Origin of the sequence: Streptomyces sp. NPDC058195 (assembly GCF_042883525.1) — a bacterium.
GTDB lineage: Bacteria > Actinomycetota > Actinomycetes > Streptomycetales > Streptomycetaceae > Streptomyces.
Window position 1 is genome coordinate 69511 of record NZ_JBHVVM010000035.1, and the last position, 7661, is coordinate 77171.

At 73.8% G+C, this 7661-nt stretch carries 8 protein-coding genes; 4 read left to right on the forward strand and 4 right to left on the reverse strand.

Going from position 1 to position 7661, the window contains the following annotated elements; translation table 11 throughout:
* Positions 1 to 120 precede the first annotated feature (120 nt).
* Positions 121 to 921: a peroxide stress protein YaaA gene (gene yaaA / locus ACFVWY_RS31400; protein WP_389878294.1), complete on the forward strand. Its 801-nt coding sequence runs from the start codon at positions 121 to 123 to the stop codon at positions 919 to 921.
* An 83-nt stretch (positions 922 to 1004) separates the two neighbouring features.
* Complete coding sequence (gene eda, locus ACFVWY_RS31405) at positions 1005 to 1625, forward strand: bifunctional 4-hydroxy-2-oxoglutarate aldolase/2-dehydro-3-deoxy-phosphogluconate aldolase (protein ID WP_389878295.1); 621 nt, start codon at positions 1005 to 1007, stop codon at positions 1623 to 1625.
* Positions 1626 to 1827: 202 nt separating this feature from the next.
* Here eda and ACFVWY_RS31410 read toward each other — a convergent pair whose 3' ends face one another.
* The 4 genes from ACFVWY_RS31410 to ACFVWY_RS31425 form a co-directional block, all read right to left on the reverse strand.
* The gene (locus ACFVWY_RS31410; protein WP_389878296.1) at positions 1828 to 3078 is read right to left on the reverse strand and encodes a bifunctional RNase H/acid phosphatase; all 1251 of its coding nucleotides are present in this window, start codon (positions 3076 to 3078) and stop codon (positions 1828 to 1830) included.
* A complete protein-coding gene (locus tag ACFVWY_RS31415) occupies positions 3078 to 3821 on the reverse strand; it encodes a zinc ribbon domain-containing protein (protein WP_389878302.1) in 744 nt (247 codons plus the stop codon). The genes ACFVWY_RS31410 and ACFVWY_RS31415 overlap by 1 nt, the downstream gene beginning before the upstream one ends.
* Positions 3818 to 4657, reverse strand: a complete 840-nt coding sequence (locus tag ACFVWY_RS31420; RefSeq protein WP_389878297.1) for a Nif3-like dinuclear metal center hexameric protein — start codon at positions 4655 to 4657, stop codon at positions 3818 to 3820. Before ACFVWY_RS31420 ends, ACFVWY_RS31415 begins: the two co-directional genes overlap by 4 nt.
* A 169-nt stretch (positions 4658 to 4826) precedes the next feature.
* Positions 4827 to 5867 carry an ABC transporter substrate-binding protein gene (locus ACFVWY_RS31425; RefSeq protein WP_389878298.1) on the reverse strand — a complete coding sequence of 347 codons (1041 nt, stop codon included), beginning with the start codon at positions 5865 to 5867 and terminating at the stop codon, positions 4827 to 4829.
* Positions 5868 to 6064: 197 nt separating this feature from the next.
* On the opposite strand from ACFVWY_RS31425, the gene ACFVWY_RS31430 reads away from it, so the two are divergent.
* Both ACFVWY_RS31430 and ACFVWY_RS31435 read left to right on the forward strand, forming a co-directional pair.
* Positions 6065 to 7291 carry a hypothetical protein gene (locus ACFVWY_RS31430; RefSeq protein WP_389878299.1) on the forward strand — a complete coding sequence of 409 codons (1227 nt, stop codon included), beginning with the start codon at positions 6065 to 6067 and terminating at the stop codon, positions 7289 to 7291.
* 144 nt (positions 7292 to 7435) lie between these two features.
* On the forward strand, positions 7436 to 7603 hold the full coding sequence (locus ACFVWY_RS31435) for a hypothetical protein (RefSeq protein ID WP_389878300.1): 168 nt from the start codon (positions 7436 to 7438) through the stop codon (positions 7601 to 7603).
* Positions 7604 to 7661 lie beyond the last annotated feature (58 nt).

Consider the following 7661-nt stretch of genomic DNA (forward strand, 5'->3'; position numbering starts at 1 on the left):
CGCGAGCCCGGCATGATCCAAACGAGAGGCCCTAGGGCGTTTCCGCCGGGGTCCGGCGGGCCCGTACGCTGGCGCGGGGCCCGGTCCCGCCCTGTCCTGTGCGTACGAAGGAGAACCACCGTGCTCGTGCTGTTGCCGCCCTCCGAAGGCAAGGCCGCCTCGGGGCGGGGGGCGCCCCTGAAGCCGGATTCGCTGTCGCTGCCGGGCCTGGCCGAGGCGCGGGCGGCGGTCCTGGGCGAGCTGGTCGAGCTGTGCGCGGCGGACGAGCGAAAGGCCCGCGAGGTGCTCGGGCTGAGCGAGGGGCTGCGCGGCGAGGTCGCGAAGAACGCGGAGCTGCGCACGGCCGGCACCCGTCCGGCCGGGGAGGTCTACACGGGGGTGCTGTACGACGCGCTGGACCTGTCCTCCCTGGACGCGGCGGCCAAGCGGCGGGCCGGAAGGTCGCTGCTGGTCTTCTCCGGGCTGTGGGGCGCGGTACGGGTGGGTGACCGGATTCCTTCGTACCGCTGCTCGATGGGCGTGAGGCTGCCGGGGCTGGGCGCGCTCGGGGCGTACTGGCGTGAGCCGATGGAGCGGGTGATGCCGGAGGCGGCCGGGGACGGGCTGGTCCTGGACCTGCGGTCCTCCGCGTACGCCGCGGCCTGGAAGCCGAAGGGCGAGCTGGCGGAGCGCACGGCGAGCGTGCGGGTGCTCCAGTCCCAGTGGGTGGACGGGGTCGAGAAGCGGTCCGTGGTCAGCCACTTCAACAAGGCGACGAAGGGGCGGCTGGTCCGCGATCTGCTGGTCTCCGGCGCGCGCCCGCGGCGGCCCGCGGAGCTGGTGGAGACCCTCCGCGGGCTCGGGTACGTGGTGGAGGCCGAGGCTCCGGCACGGGCCGGGCGGACGTGGGCGATCGATGTCGTGGTGACGGAGGTCCACTGAGCGGGGATGCTCCCGCCGCCCACGCGTTGCAGTCTGCGCAACGGTCGTTGCGCACCGCGCTGTTCTCGCGGCAGGATGAGGCCATGACCTCCTCTGTGCTGGACCTCGCCCCTGTCGTGCCCGTCGTCGTCCTGGAGGATGCCGCCGACGCGGTGCCGCTCGCCCGGTCCCTGGTCGCGGGCGGACTCCCGGCCATCGAGGTGACGTTGCGGACCCCCGCGGCCCTGGACGCGATCGGGGCGATCGCGTCGGAGGTGCCGGACGCGGTGGTCGGGGCGGGCACGGTGATCTCCGTGGGCCAGGTCGCCGACACCCGGGCGGCGGGGGCGCGGTTCCTGGTCAGTCCGGGCTGGACGGACCGGCTGCTGGACGCGATGCGGGGAACGGGGCTGCCCTTCCTGCCGGGCGTCTCGACGACGTCCGAGGTGGTCGCGCTGCTGGAGCACGGCGTCACGGACATGAAGTTCTTCCCGGCCGAGGCAGCGGGTGGCACGGCGTACCTGAAGTCGCTGGCCTCGCCGCTGCCGCGGGCCCGGTTCTGCCCGACCGGCGGCATCTCGGCCGCCTCCGCGCCGTCCTATCTGGCGCTGCCCAACGTCGGTTGCGTGGGCGGGAGCTGGATGGTTCCGGCGGACGCGGTCGCGGCGAAGGACTGGGCGCGGGTGGAGCGGCTGGCGCGCGAGGCGGCGGGGCTGCGGGCCTGAACCCGCCGCTCCCCGCCGCCCCGGGCCGTCGCTCCGGTGCCTAGGGTCTTTCGTTTGGATCAGGCTGGATCAGGGAGCGGGGGCTGGTGCGTGCAGCTGCAAGGCGGAGGAAGGAGCCGACGCGGAGCGTCGGTGACTGACGACAACGCGGCAGATGTGCGTGCCGGCCCCCGCGAGCCCGGCATGATCCAAACGAGAGGCCCTAGCGCAGGTGCGAGGTGTCGTTGACCAGCCGGACCGACGCGTTGCCGTCCGCGTAGTACGCCACCGCCGAGACCGAGGCCGCCGAGAGCTCCATGCGGAACATGGCTTCCGGCGGGGCGCCGAGCGCCAGCCGGACCAGGGTCTTGATCGGGGTGACATGGGTGACCAGGAGGACCGTGCGGCCCGCGTAGCGGGCGGTGAGGCGGTCGCGGGTGGCGGCCACCCGGCGGGCGACCTCGGCGAAGCTCTCGCCGCCGCCGGTGGGGGCGGCCTTCGCGGAGGCGAGCCAGGCGTCCAGATCGGGGCCGTACCGCTCGCGCACCTCGCCGAACGTCAGGCCCTCCCACGCGCCGAAGTCCGTCTCGCGCAGACCGTCCTCGACCAGGACCTCCAGGCCGAGCCGGGCCGCGACCGCCGCCGCGGTCTCGCGGCAGCGGAGCAGCGGGGAGCTGACGACCGCCTCGACGGTGCCCCGGGCAGCCAGTGCCCCGGCGATCCGCTCGGCCTGTTCGCGGCCGGTCGCGGAGAGCGCGGGATCGCTGCCGCCGCTCCCGGAGAACCGCTTCTCGGGGGTGAGGGCCGTCTCGCCGTGCCGGAGCAGCACGAACGTGGCGGGCGCGCCGAGGTCGGGCGCCGCACCCCAGCCGACCTGGGGAGCGGTGGAGGCCGCCGGGGCCTGTTTCCGGGAGGCCAGTGCCGCGCGGGCCTTCGCCGCGCCCGCCGCCGCGTCGCCGGGCGGACCGGACGGCGGCGGGCCACCGGCCCCCGGAGCGCGGAGGGCGGCCGTCGAGGCGGACGGGCTCCACTGCTCGCCGCGCTTGCCCGCGTCCATCGCCTCGTTGGCGAGCCGGTCGGCGTGCTTGTTCTTCTCGCGCGGGATCCACTCGTAGGTGACGGCGGAGCGCGGCAGGATCGCGGCGGCCCGTGCCGCGAGCGGCTTCATGTCGGGGTGCTTGATCTTCCAGCGCCCTGACATCTGCTCCACGACCAGCTTGGAGTCCATCCGGACCCGCACCTGGACCGCGCCGTCCGCCGAGGCGTCCGGCACCAGCGCCTTCACCGCTTCCAGGCCCGCGACAAGGCCCCGGTACTCGGCGACGTTGTTCGTCGCGACGCCGATGTACTCGGCGGCCTCGGCCAGGGTCTCCCCCGTCGCCGGGTCGATGACGACGGCTCCGTAACCGGCGGGGCCCGGGTTGCCCCGGGAACCGCCGTCGGCCTCGATGACGAACGGGCGCGGCCGGTCCATTACAGTCCCGACTCCGCCGTACGGACCAGGATGCGGCGGCAGTTCTCGCAGCGCACGACGGTGTCCGGGGCGGCCGCCTTGACCTCGTTGATCTCGGTGATGTTCAGCTCCAGGCGGCAGCCCTCGCAGCGGCGCTGGTAGAGGCGGGCGGCGCCCACCCCGCCCTGCTGCCCGCGGAGCTTGTCGTACAGCTTCAGCAGGTCCGCGGGTACGGAGGCGGCGACGACCTCGCGCTCCTTGGTGACGGAGGCGGCCTCGTCGTCGAGTTCCTTGGTGGCGGCGTCGCGGCGGGCGGTCACGGCGTCGGCCTTGGCCTGGACGGCGGACATCCGGTCGGACAGCTCGGTGACGCGCTCCTGGGCGGACTCGCGGCGCTCCATCACCTCAAGGACGACGTCCTCCAGGTCGCCCTGACGCTTGGCCAGCGAGGTGATCTCGCGCTGGAGGCTCTCCAGGTCCTTCGGCGAGGTGACGGCGCCGGAGTCGAGGCGCTGCTGGTCGCGGGCGGCGCGCTGGCGCACCTGGTCGACGTCCTGCTCCGCCTTGGTCTGTTCGCGGGCGGTGTCGCTCTCCTCGGTCTGCGAGGCGACCAGCAGGTCGCGCAGCTGCGCGAGGTCGCTGGTGAGCGCGTCGAGTTCGGCGTGCTCGGGCAGGGACGTGCGGCGGTGGGCGAGCTGCGACAGGCGTACGTCGAGGGCCTGGACGTCGAGGAGTCGGATCTGGTCGGCGGGCGCGGCGTTCAGTTGGGGGCTCCAGAAGAGTGGTGGGTGGTGGTCCAGGGGTCGGTGACCTGCTTCGAGACATGGACCCTCAGGTCCCATCCGTGGCGGTCGGAGATCGCGTCGAGCTGCGCCGCGGCCTGTTCGCACCAGGGCCATTCGGTGGCCCAGTGGGCGGCGTCGACCAGGCCGAGCGGGGAGTGCTGGACGGCTTCGGAGGCCGGGTGGTGGCGCAGGTCCGCGGTGAGGAAGGCGTCGACGCCCGCCGCGCGCACCGCGTCGAAGAGGCTGTCGCCGGAGCCGCCGCTGACGGCGACCCGGCGCACGGTCGCCGAGGGATCCCCGGCGAGCCGGATGCCCTGCGCGGTGGCGGGCAGCCGGGCGGCGGCGCGGGCGGCGAACTCGCCCAGCGTCTCGGGGTGGTCGAGCACACAGATCCGCCCGAGGCCGCGGCGGCCCTTCGGGTCGGTGGGGTCCGGTACGAGCGGGCCCTCGACGCGCAGGTCGAGCGCGCCGGCCAGGGCGTCGGAGACGCCGGGGTCGGCACTGTCGGCGTTGGTGTGGGCGACGTGCAGGGCGATGTCGTGCTTGATGAGGGTGTGCACGACCCGGCCCTTGAAGGTGTCGGCGGCGACCGTCGTCGTACCCCGCAGATAGAGCGGGTGGTGGGTGACGATCAGCTGGGCGCCGAGCGAGAGCGCTTCCTCGGCGATCGCGTGGACGGGGTCGACGGCGAGGAGTACGCGGTCGACGACCGTGTCGGGGTCTCCGCAGACCGTACCGACCGCGTCCCAGCTTTCGGCCCGCTCGGGCGGCCAGAGAGCGTCGAGCTCGGCGAGGACATCAGACAGACGGGGCACAGGCAGAAGGCTACCTGCCCGCCGTGCCCGGCCGCCCATGGCTGTGGCCGGTCCGCGCGGACCGGCCACAGCCTGTTCGGGATCCGTTACTTCACGAAGTCGGCCACCTCGCGGGACCGGCCCGCACGAGGCCGGCCGCTTCATGGGGCCGGCCGCTTCATGGGGCCGGCTACTTCACGAGGTCGCCGCGGAGGTCGTCGAGGACCAGGTCCGCGGCCGTGACGCCGAGACCGAGGTACCAGGTCTCGTCGGGAACGTCCTTGGCCCGGCCCTCCTTGACGGCCTTCAGGTTCTTCCACAGCGGGTTGGCCTGGGTGGTGTCGCGCTTGGTGGCCTTCACGTCGCCGTAGACGCCGGTGAAGATCCAGTCGGCGTCGGCCTCGTCGATCTTCTCCGGGCTGACCTCGGCGGCGAGGTCGTCGATCTGCTGGTTCTTCGGCCGGGGCAGGCCGACGTCCTCAAGAATGGTGCCGATGAAGGACGCCTTGGCGTAGAGGCGGATGCGGTCGGGCATGTAGCGGACCATGGAGACGGTCGGCTTGTCCGCGCCGATGTCCTCGCCGAGCTTCTCGGCCTTGGCCTGGTAGTCCGCGAGCTCGCTCTTCGCCTTGTCGGTCTTGTCGAGCGCGGCGGCGTTGAGGAGGTAGTTCTCCTTCCAGGTGAAGCCCGGACGGATGGAGAACACGGTCGGCGCGATCTTGGAGAGCGCGTCGTACTTGTCGGCGGCGCGCAGCTGGCTGCCGAGGATCAGGTCGGGCTTCAGGCCGGCGATCGCCTCAAGGTTGAGGTTGTTGATCGTGCCGATGTTCTTCGGGCTGCCCGCGTCCTCCTTCAGGTACGAGGGGATCGCCGCGTCCCCCTCGGAGGGGGCGTAGCCGACCGGCTTCACGCCCAGCGAGACCACGTTGTCGAACTCGCCGACGTCCAGCACCACGACGCGCTTGGGCGCGGCCTTGATCTCCGTCTTGCCCATGGCGTGGGTGAGGGTGCGGGGGAACTGACCGGCCTTGGCGTCCGTCCCGTACTCCGCCGTCTTCTTCGCGGCGTCGCCGAAGTCCTTGCCGCCGGTGGCGACGGCCGCCTTCTTGTCGCCGCCGTCGGACTTGGCCGAGCCGCCCGAGCCGCCGTCGTCGCTGCCGCAGGCCGAGAGGGTGAGGGCGGCGGCCACCGCCAGGCCGACTGCGGCGGTGCCGCGGCGACGAAGGGACATCACGTGCTCCAGTCGAAGATCACACAGATAGCGCTTAGGAGTGCCTAACCTTACTGACTCGTATCGGGTGGAGCACAACCACCCCCTCCACCTCAGGTGAATACCGGCATTGCCACCCTTATGTGTGAAGTGGCGCGTCTCGCGTTGTTCGGCTGGAAGTGCGATAACTACCTTCGGTCGCCGGAGGTGACCTTTCGATGACTCTCTGTGTCACCGAGAACGGGGCGTCGGCGAACCCGGACGCGGTGGACCGGCCGTACGCACCCGCGTTCACGATCGCCGCGGACGGCTCGTACGCGGCCCGGCTGGCGCTCGCGGACCGGGCGGAAGCGTCCGGCGGGGCCGGTGCGGACGCCCCGGGCGGTGCGGGCGGGGGAAGTGCCGCGGGCGACGGGGCCTGGTTCGTGGAGCGCTGGACGCTGGACGGGCCCGAGCCCTACGCCGTGCCGCTCCCCCTCGACCAGCCGGAGGAGCCGGACTCCGAGGTGCTGCCGCTGGCCGACGGCCGGGTGCTGATCCGGCGCAGGGTCGCGGACCGGCACGCGGTGTCGCTGCTCTACCCGACCGGTCCCGGTACGGGCGAACTGCCGCTCGGCACCGTCGCCTGCGCGGAGCTGGGCCTGCTGCCGCCGACGCCGGACGGGACGTGCGCGTACGCCCTGTCGGCCGGCGCGTACAGCACGACCGTGTGGCGGGTGGCGGGCGGCGCCTTCGGTCCGGAGCAGGTCGCCCGGGTGCCGGGCCGGTGCTCCGGTGGCGTCTGGCTGGACCGGACGGGCCGGATGCTGGCCCTGGACCGGGAGATGCCGGGCGGCGGCCCGGTCAAGGCGGTCGCGGTGGATCTGGAGCGGGGCGGCGAGGTGACGCCGCTGCTCCAGATCGCGCCGGAGAGCAACGACCGGCTGCTGCTGGCCGATCCGGACAGCGGGCTGCTGCTGATCCGCTCGGACGCGCCGGGTCACGGCCGGCTCGGCTGGGGGGTGCTCGGCAGCTGTCTGCCGGTGCGCTTCCCGGAGTGCCTGCGGCTGCCCGACGCGGCGGTGACGCCGTTCGCCGTGCAGCCGGGCCAGATGCTGACGCCGGAGAGCTGCGCGGTGGCGCTGCGGGTCGACGGGGCGTCGGGCGCCTGGATCGGGGTGTGGCGTCCCGCGGGGCGTCGGCTCCACGGCTTCGCCGCCCCCGGCGGCTGGCAGGCCGGCCGCGGGGTGTGGACCCGGGACGGCGTGCTGCGGCTGCCGTACGCCGACGGGGACACGGCCTGCGGGGTGGCGCTGCTGCGGGCCCCGGCGGACGACGGCCCGGCGCCCGTCCCGCCCCGCGGAACAAGCGGTACGGAGGGCTCCGCCGCGACGGCGCCCCTGCCCGTGTGCAAGCCGGTTCCGCTGGGTCAGGCGCCACTGACGGGGCGCGCGTTGCCCGGTTAGGATCTGGGCTCGGGCCGGTCCGAGCACAAGGCCCTGCGCAGCCGTACCCGGCGGCCGTCCAGGCGGCCGTGCCGGGTCGCGGTGTGGCGTGATCGGCCCAGGTGACCACACGCAAGCGATCACAACAACGGGGTGACTTCCCACATGTCTGAAGCCCGAACCGACACGACCCAGCCGCGTCCCTCGGACGTGGAGCGGGCCGAAGCCGGCGGCTACGGAAAGCACCGAGGGGGTGAGTCGAGGGACGACGCGTCGGCACAGCCGCACGGCCGCCACCGCCGCCCCTCCGAGGGGGACGGCCGGGCGGCCTGACCGCGCGGCGACAGCGAGAGGGAACGGGGCGGGCCCCCGGCAGCCGAAGGGTTGCCGG